The sequence below is a fragment of the Methanobrevibacter boviskoreani JH1 genome (genome assembly GCF_000320505.1).
In the GTDB taxonomy this organism is placed as follows: Archaea; Methanobacteriota; Methanobacteria; order Methanobacteriales; family Methanobacteriaceae; genus Methanarmilla; species Methanarmilla boviskoreani.
Genome location: NZ_BAGX02000010.1, coordinates 168952 through 191828, shown reverse-complemented (window position 1 = coordinate 191828; position 22877 = coordinate 168952). Strand labels below are relative to the sequence as shown.

Sequence of the window (22877 nt, the reverse complement as noted above, 5' to 3'; positions counted from 1 at the left end):
TTAGATAAAATATAAAACTACACTTATTTTTAATAATAAATTATAAAAACAAGTTATTTAATAAAAAAAGCTATTTTAATTAGTAAAACAATCATTTAAATACTTAAACCTATATTTTACACTGTAAAAATCAATTTAAGCAATTAATAAAAAAAGAATAAAATAGGGAATTATCCCTATGGACAAATTTTAATTTTTAAAAGCCTATTTACGAACTGTGATTTTAGCACTTGTAGATCTTACATCATAATTACGCATATCCTTAATACTTACTTTAACAGTGTATTTTTTAGGATTAAGGTTAATCTTTAAGTATGCATAACCATTAGCATCAGTAGTTTTAATATATGTCTTACCACATACTGTAATTTTAACCTGGGTTGATTTGATAGGTTTGTTGTTTTTATCTAAAAGTCTAACTTTAAGATAAGTACCTTTCTTAATGTTTGTATTAACTATTTTTAAAGTTGCTGGGATTTTAAGTACAGTGACATTTACTGATAATTTATTTGCTCTATAACCTAAATCATCAATAGCAACTGAAACATTGTATTTTCCAGAATATAAATTAATAGTTAAGGTAGCATAACCCATGGAATCAGTAGTTCTATAATAGGTTTTACCTTGTACTGTGAAATTAACTTTTACATTTGAAATACCAACACCATTTAAATCAACTAAACGTATTCTTAAATTAGATCCATTTTTATAATATTTAACAAGATTTGAACCTTCAATAGTTACGTTTTGAGTTAAAACAGTGATATTAACAGGCACAGTCATATTGGAATATGCATATCCTTGATTTTTAAGAAATACTGTTGCATTGTATTTACCAGGTAATGAATCGATAGCCAATTCTGCAATACCTGATTCATTAGTGGTAAGCTGGTAAATTTCAGTAGCATTGTTACCTAAATCATATTTTACATAAACGTTTTGATCTGCAAGTGGTTTACCATTCTTATTAGTTAAAATAACAACCAAATTAGTACCGTTTTTATAATATTTTGTAATATTTGTATTAACTACAGTGATATTTACATAATATGATGGAATATTATCATATACATTGTTAGTAGTATTTTCATTATTAACACTTGAATCTCCTAACAAATCATTAGCTACCAAGTAATTGTCAGTGACATTTGAGTTTGAGGATTTTCCCAAGTTAACAGCATAATCTCCATTGGTATAAATGTGGTTATTCTGAATGTTTGCGGTTTTACCAGCAGTATCCACTCCGGTAATAGTGGAATTACCATTTGCATAAATAGTGTTGTTTTGAATATCAGCAACAGCATCAGCACCATTTAAGTTTAGACCTATACCTGAAATTCCTGTAACATTAATATTGTTGTTGTAGATATTTTCCTCAATTCCACCAGCACCAATACCATATCCACTAGAACCTACACCATAGATTGTATTATTTACAATAGTATTATAAGAAGGACCAAGATAACCCTCAGTATAAACAGGCTCTGTAAAGTTTAAAGCCTTAGCAGAAATGTAGTTATTTGAAATAGTACCGTTAGCCAACAAGGTCTGAACACCCCATGCACCATAACCAACAGACTCAGTATCAATATTATTGCTAGTTACATTAAATGATGCATAAATATAATCATATGTATTATAATCATAGCCACCTAACAAGGACAAACCATATCCATAATTATTAGATACCGTATTTATAATGTTGTTATCTACTTTTGCATTAGGTGTGTTTTCAATGTATACTCCATAAATCGTATCATAGCTACCTTTGGTTTCATTATTGTAGATAGTGGACACATTGTTATTTGTAAAGGTTAAATCTTTTGAATTAGATACCTTAATATTTACTGATCTTGGATTTGCATTCCAATTTGCATCATATCCAACAGCACAGGAAGGTAAATAAGACACGACTAAATTATTATCAAAGTCAATATTATTAGAATCTAAAACATTAATTGCAATGTCCCTAAATTGATCATTATCAGTACCATTTCCATAGAAATAGACTTTATTGTTAACAAAACTAAGATTATTTACAGATTCAGCATCAATAGCAAATGAATCAACATTTTCGCCGGAAGCAGTCACATTAATGGTATTGTCTGAAATATTAATATTGTTTCCACTAGCTATAATACCATTATCAAGTTCACCTTCCTTAGAATTAATAATTGTAAAGTTATTAAAACTAATATTGTCACCTACCAATTGAACAATAATATCATTTAAAGTAGCGTTAACGCCTAAGGCATTAATACCATCAGTAAGTGTAATGGATGTAATTCCAGGTAAACCAGCGAAAGGACCATTGAAAGTTAAGTTTGAACCTTTGTAAATTTTACCTAATAAATTACCATTAGAATCAAAGAACTCAAAGAATGTGTCATTGGTTAATGTGTAATTTGCAGGAGGTAAAGGATTATTGTTTTCAATAATATTGTTAAGGGTTTCATTAGTGTAAACACTATCGTCTCCCATTAGACTATTTGCAACTAAAAAGTTACCGGTAACATTGGTATTATCAGATCCAGATATGTTTACAGTATAGTTTCCGTCGGTATAGATATGGTTATTTTGAATGTTTGCAGTTTTACCAGCGGTTTCCACTCCAGTAATAGTGGAATTACCATTTGCATAAATAGTGTTGTTTTGAATATCAGCAACCGCATCAGCACCATGTAAATTCAAACCGATACCGGAGATTCCAGTAACATTAATATGGTTGTTGTAGATATTTTCCTCAATTCCACCAACACTAATACCATATCCACTAGAACCTACACCATAGATTGTATTATTTGCAATAGTGGTATAAGAAGGACCAAGATAACCCTCAGTATAAACAGGCTCTGTAAAGTTTAAAGCCTTAGCAGAGATATTGTTACCTGCAATTGTACCGTTAGCCAACAAGGTCTGAACACCCCATGCACCATAACCAACAGACTCAGTATCAATATTATTGCTAGTTACATTAAATGATGCGTAAATATAATTCTGTGTATTATAATCATAGCTACCTAACAAGGACAAGCCATATCCATAATTATTAGATAATGTATTAATCTCATTACTATTTATGGTAGCATTTGGTGTGTTTTCAATGTATACCCCATAAATCGTATCATAACTGCCATTGGTTTCATTATTGAAAATAGTGGATACATTGTTATTTGTAAACACTAAATCTTTAGAACCAGAAACTTTAATGTTTACGGATCTTGGATTTGCATTCCAATTAGCGTCATATCCAACGGCACAGGAAGGCAAGTAAGATTCAACCAAATTATTATTGAATTTAATATTATTGGTGTCTTGAATGTTAATTGCAATGTCTCTAAACTGACCATTGTCAGTACCATTTCCATAGAAATAGACCTTATTATTTTCAAATGTAAGATTGTTAATAGTCTCAGCATCAATAGCAAATGAATCAATATCTTTACCAGAGGCAGTTACATTAATAATGTTATCTGAAATATTGATATCGTTTCCAGAGGCTATGATACCATTGTCAAGTTCACTTTCCTTGGAGTTAATAATTGTAAAGTTATTAAAACTAATATTATTTCCAACTAATTGAACAATAATATCATTTAAAGTAGCATTAACACCTAAGGCATTAATTCCATCAGTAAGTGTAATAGAACTAATTCCAGTTAAATTAGCAAAGACCCCATAGAAACTTAAATTAGAGCCTGCTGGAACAGTACTTAATAAATTACCATGTGAATCAAAGTAATTAAAGAAAGTTGAATTGGTAATTATACCAAAAACATCAGTATTTAAATCACTATTATTCTCATAAACAACATTTCCAGTAGCATTATTTAAAATCTCTGAATCTCTGTAAGTATTATTACATATTACATTATTTTTAATAATTAAATCATCAGCGTCAGAGTCCTCATCAGAGGTATAAGCTAATTTGACTTGCTCAAATGTAGAGTTAACAGCTTCATTGTTATAGATTTTTGAATTGAAAATTGTTAAATTTCCACGATTTACAAATATAGCCTCTCCATGGTACCCTGCATTACTAGCCTCTACTTTATTATTAATTATAGTAGAACCAATAATGTTCATATTTCCCCTATTCCACACTACAGAATCGGCAACACCATTAGAATTGGAGATGGTTGTATTTACAATGGTACAGTTGGAAGTTTTATCATTATTATATATTGTACCATACATGAAAGAGGAATCATCATCAACAATAAATGATGTATTATCTATTACAGAATTAGAGATAATGTAACTGGTATTTTCCCCTTCAAGACGTATTGCACCAGTACCCTGGGAACGACCACATTTGGAGTTTTTAAAGGTACAATTATCTATAGTTCCAACACCACTTGTACATAAATATACAACCCCTCTGGAGGTTGTAATATTATCAAACACACAGTTTTCAACATTTACAGATTCATTTCCTTCTAAATCTAAAAGAACAACACGTCTTCCAGATAGTTCTATATCCTTAAAAGTTAAATTGACTAAAGATAAACTAGAACCGTCCTCACTTAAATCAATTATAGATGAAGTTAATGATGAGGTAATGATTACTTTATCTTTTTCTTGACCTATAATGGATAGAGAGTGATTCTCAGGAATAATGATTTGATCTTCTAAATTATAATTTCCGTTAGCAATATATATTGTATCCCCATTTGAGGACTTATCTACAGCATTACTAATAGATTTATAAGGAGCGTTTTGACTTCCATCCTCACTATCACCAGCATATGTACTATTTACATATATGGTTCTTTCCTGATCTGCCAAAACATTTCCATTATTTTCATTAGTTAAAATGTTTGCATCAGTATGATTCACCTGACTGATAGACGTATCAGATTGGGTTAAATCATTAGTGTCATTTGTATCTGCTGCACTTATCATGTTAAAACTAATAAATATTAGTAAAACTAATAAGAGGCAGTAAACAAACCTTTTATTATTTTTCATAATTTTTTACCACCAAATTCATTATAAAGTTAATTTTAAAAATTATAAAATAAACTTTATATTAATAAATCTATGATAATTTATATAAAAGTATTTCTATTAATTCAACAATTGTTTAAAAAAGAACTTAAAAAAATAAAATTAGTCAAAAAATAGATTTCAAGTTAAGATAAGGCTTTTAAAGAAAAAATATATGAAATAATAAAAATTAAAAAAAGTAAGTTATTTAACCATCGGTTAAATGTATTTAATATTCTTCAGGTATAATCAACCAGGCAATCAAATAAACAAATAGACCTGCACCTTTAAACAATATCAAGATAATCCACAGAATTCTAATTAAATTGGAATCTATATTAAAATAATCTGCAAGTCCGCCACATACACCTGCAAGGAATTTATCATCTCTAGAACGGTATAATTTTTTACCAGTCATAATATCACTTTAATCTAGAAAATTAAATTTAATAATTAGTATAATATTTAAAATTCTATACATATTAAATTATTGAAAAATTCAAATAAATTCCAGAATAATAATTTATAAAATATAAAATTAGAAAATAATTAAGACATTATTTATTATTTAACATAATAAATTTATTAAAAAAAGAAATATTAAAATAGTATTTTAAGAAATATTAATTTATATATTAATTTTTAATAGATAAAATCTTTTTTTTAAGTATTAAGTTAACTTTTATTATAAAAGATTTGATTTTTAGAGGATAGTATGTCTAATTTAAATATTGATAAATTTAAGGAAGATATTCGTTTTAAAAATAAAATCGAATATATAGAAACCATTCCTGCACATAAAGCTAGTTTTAAAAAGGTTGATGGTCTCCATGAATCAATTCTTGACTATCTATCACGCAAAAAAATTAGCCTATATACCCATCAGGCTAAGGCATATAATCTTGTAAAGAAAGGTAGAAACATAATTGTTACAACCCCTACTGCCAGTGGTAAAACTTTATGTTTTAATTTGCCAATCCTTGATGATTTAATAAGAGATGAGAATGCTACAGCATTATATATTTATCCTGCAAAAGCATTGGCCCACGATCAATTAGATGTACTTAAAAACTTTGAGAAGGAATTGTTAATCGATTTGAAGCCTGCTTGTTATGACGGTGATACCCATAAACAAGACAAATACAGCATTAGACAGAAATCAAGAATAGTTTTAACCAACCCATATCAACTACATCATATCCTATCATGGCATCACCAGTGGAAAAGATTCTATTCCCATTTGAAATACATTGTAATAGATGAATCCCATTATTACAAAGGTATTTTCGGGTCCAATGTTGCGCTTCTAATAAGACGGCTTAAGCGTATTGCCAATTACTATGGTTCCAATCCCCAGTTTATTTTATCCTCTGCAACACTTGCAAATCCTTTGGAACATGCAAATAAGTTAACAGGAAAAGAGTTTGAGTTAATATCTGAAGACGGTTCAGGTAGTGGTGAAAAAGATTTTATTCTATATAATCCATATAAGAACTTTAAGAAAACCAAGAGAAACAAGGACAAGGAACCGAGTATCCACCAGGCCACAGAATTCATATTCATGTATCTTATTTTAAAGAACATACAGACATTATGTTTTACTGTTTCACGTAAAACTGCAGAACTTATTGCTTTATGGACCAAAAGGGATTTAACAGAACATAAAAGTAAATTAATCAATAGAGTCACTGCATACAGGGCAGGTTATCTTGCAAGTGACAGACGTGAAATTGAGGAAGGCTTAAAATCAAGAAAATATTTAGGTGTCACAACAACAAACGCATTGGAACTCGGTATTAATATTGGTACCCTGGATGCCGTAATCATTTCAGGCTATCCTGGAACAATGGTTTCTACTTGGCAACAGGGAGGAAGATGTGGACGAGGTGAAAATAAGTCATTAGTAATACTTATTGCATTTGAAAATCAATTAGACCAATATTTTATGAAAAACCCCGAGTTTTTCTTTGGAAGATCACATGAAAATGCAATCATTGATTTGAAAAATGAAATTTTACTTAAATCCCATCTCATATGTGCCTCAAATGAATTGCCACTTAGAAAAGAGGAAATTAAAGAATTTTCCCCAGAACTTTCAAAGGAAGACACCGAATATCTAATGGACGAGTTATGTGATAACAATTCCATAATTAAAAATAAGAAAGGAGAATATTACTATCCCTATGATGATAGTCCCTCTTTTAAACACTCACTTGACCAGTTATCCAACAATACATTTAAAGTAATGTGTGGAAAAAAACTCATTGAGGTCATGGAATTATCCCAGGTATACTCAGAGGCGTATGAGGGTGCTGTTTTAATACATCAAAGCGAAACCTATATTGTCACCAACATTAACTTCAAACAGCATTATGTGAATGTCATAAAAAAGGATGTGCCATACCACACTACCGTACTCAAGGATACGAATATTAAAATACTGGAAAAGCTTAAAAAGGTCAAAATTGGAAACTTCACAGTTCATTTCGGTATTTTAGAAGTCAGGGAAAACTTTGACAGATATAAAAAATACCATTTCTCAGATATAATTGGAACATACAATTTGGATTTGCCACCTTTGAGATTTAAAACCAAAGGATTATGGTTTACAGTTGATGAAAAAATAAAGGATGATTTGGAAGAGAAATACCCTGATAAAAAAGAAGTATTTCCAGGAGGCCTCCATGGTGCTGAACACGCATTAATCGGCTTGTTCCCATTACATACAATGTGCGATAGGTTTGATATTGGAGGAATGTCTACAAACTACCATGAGGATACACAGGAGGCAACAATCTTCATATATGATGCATATGAAGGTGGAATTGGTATTACAGAAAAGGCGATAGATGTATTCTATGAACTTGTAAAATCAACCAAGCAATTACTTGACACCTGCGAATGTGAGGACGGCTGTCCAAAATGTATTTATTCACCTAAATGTGGTAACGATAATAAGCCATTAGACAAAAATGCCACGAAATATATTCTAGATTATATCTATGATGAGCTATCAGATGACCCTGATAACATTCAGGTAATTGATGATATAGATCAATTAAATAGAAATCTAAAGAGAAACAAGATTCAAATAGAGTCAAATAATAGGGACAAGGCCTATAAAAAAATACAGAAATCCGTGGAAACTGAATTTAATGAGGTTGAAAACAAATATGTTGAGGCTCTAAATTACTATGATCAAGGAAATTATAGCTATGCCAAGGACATACTTACCGAAATAATAAATATGGATAGAAATTATTCAAATGCATGGTATTTGATTGGAAACATTTTAAATCAACAGGGAGATATTAAAGGAGCTTTAAATTTCTTAAAAAAAGCAATTTCCATTAATCCGTCACATGTGGATGCGAACGATTTATATTTAGAACTAAAAGAGGAGATTAATAATTCCTAAAAAACAATAAAAATTTATATTGATATAATATAAAGATAAGAAATAGCTATTTCAATATTCTATGGTGGTAATAATGATATCAAAGGAAGAAAAAAATGCGATAAATAAAGAGGTTGTAGGTCAAATCAATGATGTTTTAAAGAAATATGACTGTGAGTTTGAAATGGATAAACTATCTGTATTAAACTTATCAGATAGTGTAACTTTCCTTGGAAACTTTAGAGTGCAGGATGAGTCTAAATTGGATTCAATCAATAAGGAGGTTAAAGGGATCTTATCCAAGTATGATAAATTAACATATAATTCCCAGCATATTACACCATGCTGTTCCCTACCTTACACTGCTGTAAGTTTTAACTTTAAGGTAAAAAACAATTAAACGTTTATAAAACACTTCCAGCTAATGTAAAAAAAACAATACAATGCAATATTGTTAAAAACACTATTTAAACTAAAGTTCAAGAAACAATTAAAGGTTTAATAATGTTATTAAAAATATTTTTTAAATAAGAGTATATTATTTTTTTAAGGGTATTAATATGGTAGAATCATCTAAAACACAATCAACCGACAGATTTACTCAAGAAACAGAGTTTGATAGAAATTTTAAAGAGGAATTTTTTGTAATAGATTCAAATAATTTATATAAAGTAAAAACAAGACTATATGGATATATGATTTGTGAAAATGAAATAATTCAGAATGAAAATCTAAAAAAGGATATTGAAATCTCATCTGATGGATTATATATACTGATTCAAAATCAAAATAATTTAATAAGAATTTTTCAAGATTATAATGGATCTATGGGACTATACTATTATAGAAATGATAATTATTTTGCCATATCTAACTCATTCCTTAAATTAGTAGAATATCTTAAGAATATTAAAAAAATAACTTTAAACAAGGATTATGCTAATTCTTTTATGGCTTCTGGTTTTTGTTCAATGGTCTATAAAGAGACTTTAATCAATGAAATTGAAGCAATTCCTAGAAATTATATCATAAATATTAATAAGGATAATAAAGAAGTAACTTTTGAAAAAATTGATTATGAAGAAAAAACTATTCCCATCAATTCCATTGAAGGTTTAAAAACACTAGACAAATGGTTTTATAAATGGATAGAAATTATACGAAAGATTAAATCCGAAAGTAATCATATGGTTTTTGAATTAACCGGAGGATTTGACTCTAGAATGATATTTACTCTTCCATTATCTGCAAACATTGATTTAGATAAAATTAAAATTAAATGTGCAAATGATGATAAAGCACATCACAGAGAGGATTACAGAATTGCTAGTAAAATTGCTGATAAATTCAATTTTAAAATGAACCAAAACGTTTTCCCAATTGACAGAACATACTTTAAAGACATAATGACTATTTTAAAAATAAGTAGTTATTTAAAATTAGGATTCCATAATCAATTCCAATACAAAACCTATAAAGAAAATGAAACCCTATACCTTTTTGGAGGTTACGGTGGTGAAACTGTACGTGAATTTTTCAATCAGACACCCGATGAATTTATTGAATCTAGAAAAAAAGATTGTTGGGATTCTTGTCTAAAAGAGTCTACTGGAAAAATATTTAAAAATACTTTCAAATATTTAAAAGAAGATTTTAATATAAAAGATAATTCTAAAGAATTGACGGACATTATATACTCAGAAACTAGGTCTAGAAATCATTTCGGAAAATCATTAATTGGAAATTATTATTCAAACGTAATAACTTTAACACCATTTTTTGATAGAATTTTACACACTATTCAACTAAATGATGAGGAATGTGATGATAAAAATTTATTAATGGCGATTATATTTACTAGATATTGTCCTGGATTATTAAATGTTGAATTTGATCATGACCGTAAAATCAATGAGGATACATTAGAACATGCAAGAAAAGTTAACGAAATTTACCCATTTGAAGGGAAAGAATTAGATTATATCTCAGGACCTCCAATTAATTTAGAACCTACAAATGATGATATTATTTATACAATTGATGATCTTAATGAATTTTTAAGTTGTATACAAAAAACACAATCCTTTAAAGAGGAATTTTTAAAACTTTATCCTGAAAGATTGTATAATAAAATTTTAAACTACTCCCAAACTCAGATAAATTATCCTCATACATATACAATGCAGCCTATATCTGTATTAAAAACAATAAACGATATTAATCATGGACCTGATTTCAGTGAATGGTTAAAAAATTACTTATTTAAAGAAATTGAAAACAATTTATATGAATATAATTTATTCTTAGATAAATATTACATTACAAAAGACGAAAAAAATAGTCTAGATTCCGAGAATAAAAAACTTAAAGAAGAAAATAAAGAATTAAAAAGATTCAAAAACGATGTTTTAACATCTAATAGTTGGAAAATTACAAAACCACTTAGAAGTCTTAAAAGGAATTGATACTAAACCCATTCCTTTTAGATTATTTTTAAAATTTTTTAAAAAAAAAGCTGTTTTTCATTAATTATTATATATACAAAATTACTTAAAAAGAAGTAGAATAGAATCTAATTCTATTCAACATCTACAATGGAAAATCAAAAGAAATAATTAAGTAAATAGAGGTAGAATAAAATCCAATTCTATTCAACACCTATTACCTGGGAAATACCATCTTTTTTACCTATTTTTATAAGGGAATCAGCGGCATTCTCTAGTTCCTCATCATGAGTTACAATAATCATCTGTGGAAGTGAAGACATTTTTCTTAAAAGATCTATCAATTCATGTCTACGGAAACTATCAAGATGGATTGTAGGTTCATCCAAGAGTATTGTTTCCATGGCTCCACTACTCATAGCTTTTGTAATACCTAATCTTAATGCAAGTGCAATAGCTATTTTTTCACCACCACTTACCATATCCAAGGTAGATTCTCCCTCAGGTCCATATAGACTAACATTAAACTCATCATCCAATATTAAATCAGAATAATCAAAATTGAATTCTTCAAAGAATTCCTTTGTGTATTTTTGAATGGTAGGTCTTGAAAGTTTTCTTAAATCTTCCTGCATTCCGTCCTTTGAGAACAAGAATCTGATCTCATCCAAGAAACTAACAAAAGTACGAATATCTTCATATTCCTTCTGTAACCTGGTATATTCCTTTTGTTCCTTGATTAATGAATCAATCTGTCCACCAAGAGCTATAGCCTGTCCTTCTATTTTGGAAACCTCTGATTGTAACCTTTTCAATTTTGTCTCAACAGTTGCCAAGTTAGAAACAAGTGTATTATACGCTTCCTCATCATATTTTATTAGTTGAATATTCTTACGATAATTATCCACAAGGTTCTGTGTTGAACTTAAAGACTCTTTTTTAGTCAATAGCTGTGATTCAATGGAACCCTTGACTTTAACATAACCCTTGAGTTGATTGTATCTTGTTTCCTTCTCTTTTAAATTGTCAATTCTATAGGACAATTCCTCCTCGGTAATCTCAGTTGTTAAATGACTATCCTTATTAATAGCCAATTTAATCTTCCTAACCTGGAAGTCCCAGTCATCGTTTATATTAGCAATCTTATGGTCAATTTCATTGATTGAAGGTCTTTCGTCTAAAAGTCCTTTAGCTTTCATATACTTAAAGTAGCCTTCTTTAGAAAAGTCTCTTTTCTCAGACTCTGCCTCTATAGCTTTACTTAATTTATCAACCATATCACGACTTGATTCTTTAGCCATGATTTCCTTATCAAGATTATCTAGTTTACTTTTATTGTTTTCAATCTTATTTACCAGGTAAATATTCTCGGAAATGTCATCCTTTATTGAATTTAGTCTGCTTATTCTAGCTTTAACTTCGGATTTTTCCTTATCCAAACCAACTAGATCCTTATTATTCTGGGTAATTCGTTTTCTACTATTGATTATAGAATTTTTATATGATTTCTTTAAGTCCAATTTTTTCTGGTTGCTAATATCAGACTGACATATCGGACATTTACTACCTACAGAATCTAACTCCTCCAATGGCTTTTCTGATGTCTTGATTTTATCCTCACAGATCGCTATCTCTGATTTTTTACTAGATTTCTCATCATCTATCTTAGTGATTCTATATTCTGAACTTTGAATCTCATCGGATATTAATTTATGAATTTCACCTAGTTCTTTATCTTTTACATCATCAATACCATCCTGGGCTAATTTTTCAGAAATAACTATTTTAAAGTCTTCCAAATCATTATTGTCCTTGTTGAATTCTTTTTCTAAAGTTGATTTATCCTCCAAGTATTTGTCTAGAACCTTAACGTCTCCATCAACTTTAGATTTATCATTCCTTAAATCTTCAATGATTTTTTCAAGACGTGAATAATCTTCATGTGATGTTTTATTCTCTTCTAAGATTTCTTTTTGCTTAGATACAATATTTTTATCCTCTTCAAGACCGTCCCTTGTATGTTTTAAATCAATGAGTCTTTTAGAAGCTTCCTGAAATTCAAGATATACAGGTAACTTATTTACATATTTTTCCAATTTTTGAATCTCAGATTCGGCTTTGGTAATTTCATCTAACTTATTCTGAAGGTCGTTTTTCTCGGATTTAAGCCTATCGATCTCATTTAAGCCATTATCCAATTTGATTTTAATATTGTTAAACTCTTCCTTATTAGCCTCCAAGAAAACCTTTTTACTGTTTAGCTCATCGAAGTTTTTCTCTGTTTGAATACGCTCCTGTTCAACATTGATTCCGTCTTTTTTAAGGTCCTCATATTCGGCTTTTCTGTTTTTAAGTTCCTCTTCCACATCTGTTTTTTTGGATAGTTTACCTTTTAGCTCGGATTCCTTATGTTCAAAGTCATTAATAAAGGGTCTTAAGTTATTATATGATTTTTCAAGTGAATCAATACCTAACAATTTAGCAATAAGTTTCTTTTTCTCTGCAGATGTTTTGCTTACAAGTTCCGCAATCTCACCCTGTCTTACATATATTGCATTCAGGAACAGATCTGAATCCATTTGAAGTATTTTCTGGATTTCCGCTGTAACGTTCTTATCATTTTCACAGATTACACCATAGCTAAAGTCAGAATCATCATCCATATTCGGTTTCTTAATATATAACATTGCCTTGGAACTGGTTTTATCACGGGTTCTTACAACCTTATAATGGTTTCCATTGGAGGTGAATTCCAAACTTACGCTCATAGCGTTATATGCTGAGTTATCCTTTGATGATCTCATAAGATCATTAATTGTTCTGGCAGAGTGTTGTTTAAATAGTGCAAAACTAATAGCCTCAAATATTGAAGATTTACCTGCACCATTTTCCCCTACAATCAAGGTTATACCAGAATTAAACTTAATATCTGTGTTTAAATGTGACTTAAAATTCTTAAGCTGTAATCTATCAAATATCATTGTTCGTCACCTCCATAATGTTTAGTGTAAAATGTTTCGATAGTATCCTCGGCTTCCTCCAGATTGTCCTTTGATAATTCATCAAATAGGTTAATTGCAAAGTTAACTATATCTTCACCCTCATCCTCTAATTTTTTTGAGATAATCTTGTTAATGTCAATTGGGCCGTCATCAACGGGACCAATATCTACCACATCCTTTTCTATAAGATTGAATGTAGGTCTAAAAAGCAGGGTCAAATCTGAAAGTTCCCTGTTTAGATAATCATATACCTCGGCACCTGAGAAATCTGAACCTGTAATAGTCAAATTTACAACCGGAGGTAATTTAAGAGATTTAATATAATTTTTAATCTTAAGGATATTGTTATTTAATGTTTCATACTGAATATTTTCATTTATAAACTCCCTTGGAAGATCTATAGAAATTCTTTCTGTATTAACCTCACCATCCTCCATATCAACAAGTACAAATCCCTTTCCATTTTTCTTGTAGTCTGCCAATTCATTAGATTTCCATATTTCCGTTGAACCAGGATATACCAATCGACCTTCACCATATGAATCATTAATATAATTGTGAAGGTGACCTAATGCATAGTATGAGAAATTGGTAGGCAAATCCCCAATAGCCAATTCAGACTGTGGTATATATTTATCAATGCCCTGATGTAAAATGAGAATTTTATTCTTATAGCTGCTTGCCTTATGTGAAAGCTTAGTCATCTTTTCCTTTAGGATGTCGTTTCTTGACTGTGGCATATATGGCACACCACCAATAAATAAATCCTCGGTTTTATAGTAAGGTTTTATAGGGCTTATCAAGTTCAAACCACTGTTTTTAAATAATACCTGAGGTGGAATAGGATTTGCCCTTCTTGACAAATCGTGATTACCTGCAATAGCATAAATAGGTATCTCTGCTTTATTCAATTCCTTAATAGCTCTTTGAACCACTAAAAGTGCATCGGTTGTTGGACGTGGTGTTTCAAATAAATCTCCACTATGAATTACAAAATCAACATCCAAATCTATAATTTTATCTATGATATTTTGAAAAGCAGCGGCAAAGTCTCTTTCACGTTCCACTTTACCATACTGCCTATAACCTAAATGAGTATCTGATAGATGTGCAAATTTCATTTTATCACATTTTCTTAAGAATTAATCTATAAATAAGTAACAGTTTTATAAAATTAAATAAATTATATAAATATCTATTTAAATTAACATATATATTTTATTTTTTAATAGGCGATTTTAAAAATCGATTTAAACAATTTAAAAAATAGTTTTAAAATTCCAGTTTTAACTAAAAACCATAAAAGGATACATAAATATAAATTGAAATAAATTGAAATAAATAGAAAAATGAAATAATTATTTTTGATTTAATAATTTAATAAAGACTATTTAACCAAATTGAAAAATAAAAAAAGATGATTTTTAGATAGTCTAGTAGAAACCATCCAATTGCTCGGATTCATATCTTTGTCTTTCTAAATCCTCCTCTTTATCCTTAATGCTTTGACTCCAAGCTCCAACAATATCGATATCTCCACCAACAGAACGGCCTTTAAATTCATCAATCTTTACAAGTGTTGGAACCTTGGTCATTAGTCCTAAAACTAAAGCCTCACCAATATTTAAAGAGGGTAACTGACCTACCAAATCATCTGATAAGGATTCACTTGCAGATTGAACATGTTTCTGGTCTTTAGGTTCTACAAGCCTTAAGATAATCATATTGTTTGCCTGGGACAATGCGTCCTGATCCACGGTTTTAGGTGATTGGCTTACAAGACATAGACCTAAACCAAATTTACGACCTTCACGTGCAATTCTTTGAATCCAATACTTACATTTTGTATTCCTATTATTAGGAGCTAAAATATGAGCCTCCTCTAAAACACAGAATAACGGAAATCCCAGTTTGGTCTTATCTCCATGAACATAATCTTTTCTACTTTTTAAGGCTGTTCTTAATACATGTTGAACTAAAACCTCCGCAACCCTCTCATCCACCTGACCTAAATCAATGATGTTGGCCTGCCCTAATTTGATATTGGATAAAATATCAGAGGCATTGGAATTAAATAGATTGCCATATCTTGAAATCATATCATCGATCTTGTTTAAAACATCGGTCATTCTATTTCTATCCTTTGAATCATAATTGTCCTCATCCAAGGACCATCTTTCAAGTATCCCACGTATATTTTCTAAAAAATCATTTGACGCGTGTATTCCTTCCCTTATCTCGCTTTTTGCTTGTTTAAATGCCTTTCTTAAATATCTTTCCTGTATGAATGCACTGCTACTTTTAATGTTTGCAAGATCCAATAATTCTGAAAATTCCATATAAAGCGGATTTAATATAGGCTGTATAACATTCACATCACCATTTGTAAATTCAGCACCCACATACTCTGAGTGCATATCAAATATCAAGGGACAGCCATTCTTCTGAAGTAATCCGTCAATAAGCACACTTACGGTATTGGATTTACCTGCACCTGTCATAGCAAGTATTGCAAGATGTCTTGAAACCATCTTATTAATATCAACATTCACCTCAACATTTTCATTAGAGATAAGATGTCCCAATTTAAGACCATTTGGATCCCTGAATACCTTATCAAGGACTTCATCACTTGCAAGTTTAATCTCGGTTCCTGGCTGTGCAGGTGTTCTAGGTATCTTTAAATGGTCCACATCTCCAAGTATTCTTACAGAACCCTTAATGTAGTAGTCATCACCTTCAATGTTTCTAATTCTCTCAATCGTATCTGGATCATATATATCCACATTTAGAGATACGCTTCCACGTACCAGGGATTCTATCATACCCAATATGATCTTATTATCATACTCCAATGTAACATATTCACCCATTTTAGGCATTTTCTTAGATATAAAACTTACATTTGTAAGTGAAGTTTCACCTACACATCTTCCTATAACATTGTCTTCCATTCTAACACCCTTAAATGATTTAAACAAAAATAAACAAATTAAATTTCCATTAATACCTTAAATAGCAATCCTAAATAAATCAATGAAAAATAAACCAATTAAATTTCCATTAAAACATAAAACAGATTAAACCGTAATCAGATTTCCTACCACTTTAATCAATTATCATCATTTGGCCTAATAGTTTCTAATAAATCCAATGAAAAAGCTAATTTAACATTTCCCTACCTGACTTTTCATATAATCCCACAATCTCCGCAAGCTCTAGAATGTTTTTATTATGAATTACCACTTCATTATGAGCTTTTTTAAGAAGATAAGGATAACCTTCAACAGATTCCCTCTTGATTATAGAAATTACCTTTTCAATCTCCTTTTTATTTGCGTGATAAGGCAATTCTACCTTCAATACATTCTTATAATCCTCAAGTCTTAGATAAAAGACCGTAAACTCCAATGATTTAAAGTAATTGTCCATTATGGGAAAATCATAGGTAAACTCATCCTTAACCTTCTTATGAATCGGATTCGAATATCCCTTTAATTTATTAAAACGTTGAAATATTGACATATCCGGAATATTACTGTGGAAATATTCGTTAGTTGTTGAAGTTTTTGAAATAGCTATTAAACCTTTATCAAACTTCAAGAGATTATACATATACTCCAGTTTAGATGTATAGATATCCTTAAGCTTTTCCTCATATGGAAATATCCTGAATAAATCCCCATAAACAGACCCGTCAATCATATAATAGTCAATATCGTAATCGTTAAAACATTTTACAGCATTGTCAATCTCGAAAAGGTTCATCTTATTTCTAAGTTTATCCGTAAAATTCTTCTGATGCTCGGCAATATTAAAATCAACCTTTTCAATTGAATCCAAACCGTTATTTCTATTATAAATGTAGCTAACAGCGCCAACGGCATAAAGGTTAAATGCCAGGAATTTACGTGAGGAATAGCTACCATCACCTGCAGCTATCTTAAAGTTATCATTAGACTCCGGAATATCTGTAAAATTCCAAAATTTATCTATGTCAAAATCAGATTGTTCAAAATCTTCAATCTCTTTTTGAATTGAATCTTTCTTTTTAATTGCTTCCAAATATAATGATTCTAACACATTAAGTCCTCAATTTATATAATAATTTCTAAATATGAAAATAATGTAAAAAAAATAGTAAAAAAGTAAAATAATAAATAAGATTTAACATTTATTCCTCTGAAGCTTTCCTAATTCCAGAAACTATTTCCTTGACTTTATTTGTAACATCATCTGTTTCCTCAACAACAGTTCCTGTAACTATTATATCTGCTCCAGCCTTAGCAGCAATATATGATGATTCGGCATCTCTAATACCACCACCAACAACCAACATAACATCGGTTGCAGCCTTAGTGTAAGCTATCATTTCAGGAGGTATCTGTTTATCCGCACCAGAACCAGCTTCAAGATAAACATATCTCATACCGAATGATTCTGCAGCCATCGCATATGCCGCCGCAATTTTAGGTTTATTACGTGGTATAAGTTTAGCTTCACCTACCCATCCAACGGTTCCACCAGGTTCCACAACTATATAACCCATTGGAATCCTTTCAATACCTGATTTTTTAACACCATATGCCCCAATACTTTGAGCTCCAACAATGTAATATGGATTGCTTGAGTTAAGATAACTCATAAAGAATATGGCATCCGCGTATCTGCTAACATTTGATGAATTACCTGGGAAAATAATAATAGGCAAATCAATATTTTCTGATAAAGCTTTACAGGTAGAATCCACTTGATATTGATCAACAGTAGAGCCCCCAATCATAATACCGTCAGTTCCACCTTCAATAGCTGCTTTTGCAATTTTAACAGCATCCTCAGCTGATTGTTCATCCGGATCAATCAATGTTAAATGTAGAACATGATCTTTTCTAATTTCATTAAATTGTTCTTCAACAATGTTCATAGATTATCCCTTTAATAAATAATTGGTTAATTAAAAATTATTCCATAGAATAAAATAAATCATAATTATATTTTTTATCATCTTATTATAAAAATTTTATTTATTTAAACATTATTTTAGGAATACCCATATAAATAAAAATTAATGATTATTAAATTGACCAATATTATGATTGATAAATCCTAATTCAAATAAGAATAGCCAAATCCCAACAGTTAAAACTGATAAATTTCAATTCCAATAAAAATAGATGAAAACCAAATAAACAGTTAAAATTAATAAAAAATAGTATATTATTTATTTTTGCAAAATAAATAAAAAATGATTAAAGAGAATAAAGTTTATCCTCTAGGTTCTTTTGCTTTGAATCTTAATCCTTTGTAACCACATTTTCTACAATTTGTAGCAGCAGCAGGATTACGAGCTCCACATTTTAAGCAAATTTTTACATTAAAGAGTCTTTCTTCAGCTTCTTCAAATTTTGCCATGATTAATCCTCCCTATAAAAATAATTAGTAAAAAAACACTAATCCAATGATTAGCTATGATAAAATTATAATGAAAATAAGTCTATTCATTACTATTATTAAAATATATTGTATTAATAGTATTTAAAGATTAGGTATTTTAAAGATAATTTCAATAAAAAACCAAGATTTTAATAAAATTAAATATTATTTTATTTAAAATACCAATCCAATAAAACACGTAATTTTAAAAACCAATATAAAATATCAATTCAATAAAAACCCGGTTTTTAAAAAACTAATATGGACTATTCCTTATACTGATTTAAAAACTGATTTTGAACATCCACAACTTCCGCACTGGTTTCCTGTTCACTATATAACTCCAAAAGATCATGATTCAATTCTATAAATGTATGACCCCATTTAAATCCGTCCATTAAATCTTTGGCCTTATCTTTAAAACCTGTAATATAAAATGTTGCGGCAATAGCTTCAACGGTAGATAATGTACATGGCTTTCCATAATTTACGGGATTTGTAGCTATTAGAAACGGAAGTGATCTGTGATATTTTGAAAGTGAGAAGAATGTTGCAGATTTGTTAACTTTATTCCAGGAACAATCAAGACCTACCACTCCCCTTCTCTCCACATATTTCCTATCTTCCATTGACACTGATTTATCACTAAATGGATTAAGAACAATGGCTCCCCTTGGAATTTTACGAATCTTATAAACCAATCTGGCTTTACCTTCCTTTTCAAGTTTTATAGCAGTACACTTTTTCTTATCACATTCATTAGCATGAAAAATTGTAACATCCATAATAAAACCTTTCTTAAATATTAAATAACCTATTTTATTTATATTTAATCTCATTAATATAATATTCCTTAAATCTAATAAAAATTTAAGATTCCCATAATGAAAATAGAACCAGCACACTAATCATGTCCCAAACAGACACCCCTCGGGAAAATATAGAAAGACAAATATCTTAAAAACAAAGCCTCAAAGAAAAAAGATAATCAATTGAAAATTTTTAAAAAAATAAAAAAGGAAATAAAAATTAAGCAGATGAATTAGTTCCGTTTGTTAGATTTCCTGCTTTATATGCATCAACATATTTAACCAAAGTATTGTAATCTGATTTGGATACACCTAACATATCATATACTTTAGGAGCATTGTTTGAATGTTTAACTTCAATTGATCTTAATAATGGCTCTATATAATTTGCATATAAATCACAGTAAGTTGAACCATCACATTTAACAGTGCCGTTAGATATTACATATATAAGATAGCTTTGTCCGTCCTTCTGTGCGGAACAGATATATACATTGTAAATCGCCTGGGAACTGTTGCCCGCTGTAGAATTATTTACAGCCTGTGATGTTGGAACAGCAGTTGAATAATAAATTGTCCAATTTAAACCATTATACTCACGGTATTCCGGTTCAGGTAATCCGCTTTGAATTTGAAGAATATCTAAAATCAAAGTATCGTTATCACATGAAGACATGTTATATTCGATACCATTTGATTTATCTTTATAACTTGCTCCCCAATCCTTAAACTTGCTGGAGGTATTAGCCGGAGACTGTTCTGTTACATTTCCCTGAAATGAACCACTCATAAACTTATTGTCAAATGGAGTAGTATCCTTGCCTATTCCAAAAGGATGTAAAGCAAAAACACCTATAACCACAGCAACAATTATAATGAGAGCAACTATACCAATTAAGTATTTTCTTTCCATTTAGATTCCTCTCTAATTTGACCTCTATCTAAATAAAATTATTTTATCTTAGATTTAAAATATAAAATAAAATTATTTTATTCTCGATATAAAGTTTTATTCATATAATATATACTTTTTAGTATAAATATTTCTTTATTTTATTTAAATAAATCATCAGCAAATGATTGATTTATAATTAGATTTAAATAATTAATATTATAAATAAAATATTGTATTTTAATAAAATATATGTGATAGAATGAGACAGAATAATAAAGTTCTATTAGTTATATTAATTTTAATTGTAATACTTGCATGTATTGTGACTTTAACACATATTACAAATACTCAAGAGAATACAATTAATACCACTGTTGCAGGAAATAACACAAATGGTACTGTATATAAAACCATTTGTGGTAATGCATCAAGTAATGATACTGTTGTTTTAATTTTAGGTGTACATAGTTTTGAAAGCGGTATCCATAATGCTACAAATGAAACCGTAATCAATATGACAAAAAACAACACATTAAACAAGAAATATGTCATATACTTCATCAAATTGAATATGGATGCACCTGGACTTAATACAAGTGCTTATCAGACCAACAGACATATGGGAGAGATGCTTGCAAATGAATATATTGTTCATGACTTAGCACAGTATCATCCATTTGTGGTTGTTGACGTTCATGAAATGGAATATTATTGGGATCCCGTTAAATACATTCAAGTAATAAGTACTAACTCACCTACCGCAGTTCAATATGGACATAAAATGAGTCAGGACACAGGTATTGAGGAGTATAACTTTACTGAGGGTACTTCACCACAATGGGTAACAGAGCCTATTGCAGACCAGGGATTTAATACCATTCTATTTGAGACTGCACAGTCAGATAGTCAGGAAAACAAAACTAAAATTGCAGAATCTTTAATAAAAAGTATTGACAGCTTCACACCAGCTTAATACTTTTATTTATCTTTTATATAACTAATTAAAAATTAGAATATTTTATTATTAAAAAAAACTGATAATAGAATATATTTTAAAAATCTACTTTTTCTTAATTTTTTATTTTTTTTAAATTCCAACATTTATACAAAACATATCTATTTTTTTATTTGAACTATATATTCAATTAAACAAACTTAAAAATCAATATAAAATAATAAATACTATTTAATACATAATAACCATTGACATAATAAAAAAATGGAAGGTGTAATTATGTGTTCTACCGGAGGCCCAATGGGCGATGTTGACCTAAAAAGTCTTAAAACAAAAAAATACAAATGTAAGAAATGTGGCAATACATTTAGGGGTATTGGAAAAAAAGTAGTTTGTCCAAACTGTAAAAGTAAGGATACAGAATGTTTAGAATAAATCCACATTTTTTACTTTTTTTATTTTTAGTTAAGGTGCCGACATGAATATAGATTTTAATAATAATGACATAGTCTTTCTTAATGGAGAAACCGGCATAGTTGGTATATGTAAAATGGCCAACTGTGATATGCTCTTTATAGAAACATCAGATAACGAGGAGGTAGTATTATATCCTGAAGATGATGATATCATAGCAGTTTCTGCATTTGGAAAGGGTGAAAAATTCAAAAAAGGTATAAAATCACTTATTTACCTAACCCGTGATATGCAATCACCAATTATAATATTGCCTAAGGAGAATAAAGCATCAAATAGACTTCCAATGGTATTATCCGTTGGAGATACCGTAAGATTTGATTGTAATATAATTCCTGGAACACATCCCGAACAAGACATATTATGTTCCTGTGATAGTTTAAGTGGTATAAAAATTGAAAAGACCACCAAGGGTATCAAACTAAACCGTGAAGATATTGATTATGAAATTGAGGAATTTTAAAATCAATATACTCTAA

At 29.5% G+C, this 22877-nt stretch carries 16 protein-coding genes; 6 read left to right on the top strand and 10 right to left on the bottom strand.

What is annotated here, in order from left to right; all coding sequences use genetic code 11:
* Positions 1-204: 204 nt before the first annotated feature.
* Positions 205-4971 carry a beta strand repeat-containing protein gene (locus ON24_RS02600; RefSeq protein ID WP_040681833.1) on the bottom strand — a complete coding sequence of 1589 codons (4767 nt, stop codon included), beginning with the start codon at positions 4969-4971 and terminating at the stop codon, positions 205-207.
* A 247-nt stretch (positions 4972-5218) separates the two neighbouring features.
* Positions 5219-5407: a PspC domain-containing protein gene (locus ON24_RS02595; protein ID WP_040681832.1), complete on the bottom strand. Its 189-nt coding sequence runs from the start codon at positions 5405-5407 to the stop codon at positions 5219-5221.
* A 297-nt stretch (positions 5408-5704) separates the two neighbouring features.
* Between ON24_RS02595 and ON24_RS02590 the strand changes: the two genes are divergently transcribed.
* The 3 genes from ON24_RS02590 (at position 5705) to ON24_RS02580 (ending at position 10851) form a co-directional block, all read left to right on the top strand.
* Positions 5705-8407 (top strand): DEAD/DEAH box helicase, encoded by a 2703-nt coding sequence (locus tag ON24_RS02590; protein ID WP_040681831.1) that lies wholly within the window; start codon positions 5705-5707, stop codon positions 8405-8407.
* Positions 8408-8480: 73 nt separating this feature from the next.
* Complete coding sequence (locus ON24_RS02585) at positions 8481-8786, top strand: hypothetical protein (protein WP_040681830.1); 306 nt, start codon at positions 8481-8483, stop codon at positions 8784-8786.
* A gap of 160 nt (positions 8787-8946) precedes the next feature.
* Positions 8947-10851 (top strand): hypothetical protein, encoded by a 1905-nt coding sequence (locus tag ON24_RS02580; protein WP_040681829.1) that lies wholly within the window; start codon positions 8947-8949, stop codon positions 10849-10851.
* Positions 10852-11033: 182 nt separating this feature from the next.
* On the opposite strand, the gene ON24_RS02575 is transcribed toward ON24_RS02580, so the two are convergent.
* From ON24_RS02575 to ON24_RS02540, 8 genes are all read right to left on the bottom strand, one after another.
* Positions 11034-13811 (bottom strand): AAA family ATPase, encoded by a 2778-nt coding sequence (locus ON24_RS02575; RefSeq protein WP_040681828.1) that lies wholly within the window; start codon positions 13809-13811, stop codon positions 11034-11036.
* A complete protein-coding gene (locus ON24_RS02570) occupies positions 13808-14953 on the bottom strand; it encodes a metallophosphoesterase family protein (protein WP_040681827.1) in 1146 nt (381 codons plus the stop codon). Before ON24_RS02570 ends, ON24_RS02575 begins: the two co-directional genes overlap by 4 nt.
* A gap of 312 nt (positions 14954-15265) precedes the next feature.
* The gene (locus tag ON24_RS02565; RefSeq protein WP_040681826.1) at positions 15266-16786 is read right to left on the bottom strand and encodes a helicase HerA-like domain-containing protein; all 1521 of its coding nucleotides are present in this window, start codon (positions 16784-16786) and stop codon (positions 15266-15268) included.
* A 208-nt stretch (positions 16787-16994) separates the two neighbouring features.
* A complete protein-coding gene (locus tag ON24_RS02560; RefSeq protein WP_040681825.1) occupies positions 16995-17915 on the bottom strand; it encodes a DNA double-strand break repair nuclease NurA in 921 nt (306 codons plus the stop codon).
* A gap of 91 nt (positions 17916-18006) precedes the next feature.
* A complete protein-coding gene (locus tag ON24_RS02555; protein WP_040681824.1) occupies positions 18007-18756 on the bottom strand; it encodes a phosphoglycerol geranylgeranyltransferase in 750 nt (249 codons plus the stop codon).
* A 341-nt stretch (positions 18757-19097) separates the two neighbouring features.
* A complete protein-coding gene (locus ON24_RS02550) occupies positions 19098-19244 on the bottom strand; it encodes a 50S ribosomal protein L40e (RefSeq protein ID WP_016358474.1) in 147 nt (48 codons plus the stop codon).
* Between the two features lie 287 nt (positions 19245-19531).
* A complete protein-coding gene (locus tag ON24_RS02545) occupies positions 19532-20050 on the bottom strand; it encodes a DUF367 family protein (RefSeq protein ID WP_040681823.1) in 519 nt (172 codons plus the stop codon).
* Positions 20051-20294: 244 nt separating this feature from the next.
* On the bottom strand, positions 20295-20987 hold the full coding sequence (locus ON24_RS02540) for a hypothetical protein (protein ID WP_040681822.1): 693 nt from the start codon (positions 20985-20987) through the stop codon (positions 20295-20297).
* 241 nt (positions 20988-21228) lie between these two features.
* Between ON24_RS02540 and ON24_RS02535 the strand changes: the two genes are divergently transcribed.
* The 3 genes from ON24_RS02535 (at position 21229) to ON24_RS02530 (ending at position 22861) form a co-directional block, all read left to right on the top strand.
* A complete protein-coding gene (locus tag ON24_RS02535; RefSeq protein ID WP_040681821.1) occupies positions 21229-21942 on the top strand; it encodes a hypothetical protein in 714 nt (237 codons plus the stop codon).
* A gap of 261 nt (positions 21943-22203) precedes the next feature.
* Positions 22204-22359, top strand: a complete 156-nt coding sequence (locus ON24_RS09415) for a hypothetical protein (protein WP_016358478.1) — start codon at positions 22204-22206, stop codon at positions 22357-22359.
* 43 nt (positions 22360-22402) lie between these two features.
* Positions 22403-22861, top strand: a complete 459-nt coding sequence (locus ON24_RS02530; protein ID WP_040681820.1) for a hypothetical protein — start codon at positions 22403-22405, stop codon at positions 22859-22861.
* The last annotated feature ends 16 nt before the right edge of the window (positions 22862-22877 follow it).

Bases quoted from the DNA above. Each gene is read 5' to 3' on its own strand.
- ON24_RS02600 (WP_040681833.1), bottom strand. From the start codon at position 4,971: ATGAAAAATAATAAAAGGTTTGTTTACTGCCTCTTATTAGTTTTACTA.
- ON24_RS02595 (WP_040681832.1), bottom strand. From the start codon at position 5,407: ATGACTGGTAAAAAATTATACCGTTCTAGAGATGATAAATTCCTTGCA.
- ON24_RS02590 (WP_040681831.1), top strand. From the start codon at position 5,705: ATGTCTAATTTAAATATTGATAAATTTAAGGAAGATATTCGTTTTAAA.
- ON24_RS02585 (WP_040681830.1), top strand. From the start codon at position 8,481: ATGATATCAAAGGAAGAAAAAAATGCGATAAATAAAGAGGTTGTAGGT.
- ON24_RS02580 (WP_040681829.1), top strand. From the start codon at position 8,947: ATGGTAGAATCATCTAAAACACAATCAACCGACAGATTTACTCAAGAA.
- ON24_RS02575 (WP_040681828.1), bottom strand. From the start codon at position 13,811: ATGATATTTGATAGATTACAGCTTAAGAATTTTAAGTCACATTTAAAC.
- ON24_RS02570 (WP_040681827.1), bottom strand. From the start codon at position 14,953: ATGAAATTTGCACATCTATCAGATACTCATTTAGGTTATAGGCAGTAT.
- ON24_RS02565 (WP_040681826.1), bottom strand. From the start codon at position 16,786: ATGGAAGACAATGTTATAGGAAGATGTGTAGGTGAAACTTCACTTACA.
- ON24_RS02555 (WP_040681824.1), bottom strand. From the start codon at position 18,756: ATGAACATTGTTGAAGAACAATTTAATGAAATTAGAAAAGATCATGTT.
- ON24_RS02550 (WP_016358474.1), bottom strand. From the start codon at position 19,244: ATGGCAAAATTTGAAGAAGCTGAAGAAAGACTCTTTAATGTAAAAATT.
- ON24_RS02545 (WP_040681823.1), bottom strand. From the start codon at position 20,050: ATGGATGTTACAATTTTTCATGCTAATGAATGTGATAAGAAAAAGTGT.
- ON24_RS02540 (WP_040681822.1), bottom strand. From the start codon at position 20,987: ATGGAAAGAAAATACTTAATTGGTATAGTTGCTCTCATTATAATTGTT.
- ON24_RS02535 (WP_040681821.1), top strand. From the start codon at position 21,229: ATGAGACAGAATAATAAAGTTCTATTAGTTATATTAATTTTAATTGTA.
- ON24_RS09415 (WP_016358478.1), top strand. From the start codon at position 22,204: ATGTGTTCTACCGGAGGCCCAATGGGCGATGTTGACCTAAAAAGTCTT.
- ON24_RS02530 (WP_040681820.1), top strand. From the start codon at position 22,403: ATGAATATAGATTTTAATAATAATGACATAGTCTTTCTTAATGGAGAA.